The organism is Leisingera sp. F5 (genome assembly GCF_001593695.1).
On the sequence record NZ_LUKH01000380.1, the window covers coordinates 1 to 2,640 of the forward strand.

The window sequence follows — 2,640 nt, forward strand, 5'->3', positions numbered from 1 at the left end:
GCTCAGCACCAGCACGCATTGGCCGCCGGACATGACCGCAAGCGCGGGCCAGAGGGCCGGGTTCAAGGTTTGCTTTTCCAGGATCTTCGGCTGCAACCCGGTGGTGTGCAGCGCCTTGGCCAGTGAATGCAGCGACAGGTCGCCGGGTGTTTCGCTCCACAGGAAGGCGGCGACGTCGCTGACCGGCACTTCGCTGCCCTTCAGAGCGGCCAGGGTGGCAATCAGGCTGGAGCGGTGCTGAATGCGGGTTGCTGCGCCCTCCAGCAGCGAGCCGACTTCTGGCTGGGTGTCCTGCGGCGGGGCTTTTGGCAGCGGATTGGCATCCGGCGCGGCGGCGGGCGTGTTGGCTGGCTGCATTGCCTGCGGTGTTCCGGTCCCGGAGACAGGCACCGCCCGCAGCACCGGCTTTTTGCCGGAGGCGGGCAGGGGGCGGGGCGGCTTTTGCGTTGTGTCGGTCAAATCTTGTCCCCATCGGCCAGCAGCCCCAGGTCGCGTGCCAGCTGCAGCTGGATCAGCACCACCTCGTATTTTGCGTCGATATAGCCCTGTTCACGGCGCACCAGCTCTTCATAAACTTGGATCACCTCCATCACCGGGCGCTGGCCCGCTTCGAATTGCTTTTGGAACAGGCCGTAAGTCTCGCGGCTGCGGCGCACCAGCGCGGCGGTCTCACCTTCCTGGCGCCGGTAGGACGCAATTTGCTGGACCTGGCGGCTATAGGTGCGGCGGGCAATCTCCTCGGTCTCGCCAATCTGACGGGTGGCGGCCTCCTTGGAGGCTTCCAACGCTTGAATGGCGGCGGGTGTGCCCAATCCCAGCGGCTGGCCAACGCCCAGGGTCAGCCCAGCACCCGATCCGTCGGAGGTCACATTGCCTGAGGCCGCAATCTGGGGCAGCAGCCCGGCGCGCCCGGACTTGGCCTGGGCGATGGTGCGGTCCGCTTCGGCGCTTGCCTTCAGCACGGCCAGGAACTGCACCTGCTCCGGCGGTGTGGCAATTCCCAGATGCGAAGGCTTTTGCGCAAAGGACTGGCCGGTCATCGCCTGCAGTTCCGCGCGCGCGGTTGCAGCGGCGTCATGGGCGGTGGCCGTGGCAGTGCGGATGCCGCTGATCTTGCTGTCCACCACGTTGAGGTCGGCGCGGTCCGACACGCCGCCGTCGACACGGCCCTGCACAATGCGACGGAATTCCTGCATCCGGCGCAGGGCACGGTTGCCATAGGCGGCCTTTTCATCGCCGCGTAAAGCAGCTGCATACAGCCCGACAGCGGTTTCGACGCGGCTGTTCATGTCCTGGGACAGGCTGACGGCGGCCACCTCGACATCGGCGGCGGCAAAGGCGCGCTCGGCCTTGCGGCGGCCATTGTCAAACAGCACCTGCTCAATCAGAAGGCCAGCCACCAAATCCCCCAGATCGGTCAGGCTGACGGATGGGCCAAGGGTTGGCAGCCAATTCTTGGAGGCGGCTTCGGCGCGCAGCTTGGCGCTGATCAGCTCTGCCTCGGCGGCACGGGAGGAGGCGGAAATTGCGGCCTCGGCCACTTGCCCATAGGCGCTGTCCTGCGCCAGCAAGGAACGGCGCTCCATCAGTTCCCGGATCACCTCGGAGGAGGCCTCGTCCGATTGTGCAAAATTGCTGCGCGGTGCGGTTTCAGCGCTTTCTCCGCCGCCGGACGGCAACGTCCGGGCGCAGGCCGACAGGCTGCACATCACTGCGATGGCGCAAAAAAAGCGTCCCGGTTGCATCCTGCCATATGCCCTTTGTTTTAGGCTTTTGATGTATTGGGCCCGGCGGCAATGACCGCCGGGCCGATAGATCAGATCACGACGTTAACGTCTTCATCCACGGACAGCGTGGTGCCGTCATCGCCGATTGTGTAGACATTGTAAGTCTCGCCATCGACAGTCTCGGTGCCCGCAGCGGTGGCCCCGGTAATGGTGAGCGTGTCGTCAGCTTCCCCATGCACGGTGAGCTTGTCGGAATTGCCCGACAGCGCATTGATATCGGCTTCGGTCAGGGTCAGGTCGACGGCATCGGCATGAACCAGGTTCAGCTCGTCGATGTTGAACTGCGAGAGGCCCGAATGATCCAGGACAGCCGCGCCTGCACCATCTTCGAGCACCACCATAGTACCGGAGCTGTTGCCCGCGTCATCCACCCGGTTCACAACAAGGTGCGAGCCATCCGGCACATCGGCATCGAAATCGTACAGGGTCTGGCCGTTGCCAAGATCGGTTTCGGTGCCGCTGACATCTGAAACACTGCCCGTGCTGGTTAACTCATGGATTGTGTCGCCGGCTTCAAAATCGTCGCTGAAAACGCCGCTGACACTGGTGCCGGTGCTGATCACGTCGCCAATGTTGGGGGCATCGTATTCGGTGTCGACGCTGAAGCCCTCGGTCAGGGTCTGCGTGTTGCCTGCCGGGTCGGTGGCCGTGATTTCGGCTGTGGCCTCATAGGTGCCCTCGCGCAGGTCGCCGGGTTCAAACTCGGCAGTCCAGTTGCCGTCCGCATCCACCAGCGCGTCCCGGGTTACACCTTGAATGGTGACTTGTACTGCCGATCCGGGTTCGACGGTGCCGGACATTGAGAGGCCCGCAGCACTTTCCGCGAGGCTCACCACATCATCATCGGTCACGC

General features: G+C 64.1%; 2 protein-coding genes and 1 pseudogene. All 3 read right to left on the bottom strand.

The genetic code is table 11. From position 1 onward, the window contains the following. Positions 1-459 (bottom strand): annotated as a pseudogene (locus A2I95_RS30590) (ABC transporter ATP-binding protein); the annotation flags it as partial. After that, on the bottom strand, positions 456-1,745 hold the full coding sequence (locus tag A2I95_RS30595; protein ID WP_291735924.1) for a TolC family protein: 1,290 nt from the start codon (positions 1,743-1,745) through the stop codon (positions 456-458). The pseudogene A2I95_RS30590 and the gene A2I95_RS30595, both read right to left, overlap by 4 nt. A gap of 71 nt (positions 1,746-1,816) precedes the next feature. Beyond that, positions 1,817-2,640 (bottom strand): Ig-like domain-containing protein (locus A2I95_RS30600; RefSeq protein ID WP_291735926.1); only part of this gene is annotated, 824 nt, incomplete at its 5' end.

What these genes read in the sequence shown, in the direction of transcription:
- A2I95_RS30595 (WP_291735924.1), bottom strand. Translation starts at nt 1,745, where the DNA reads ATGCAACCGGGACGCTTTTTTTGCGCCATCGCAGTGATGTGCAGCCTG.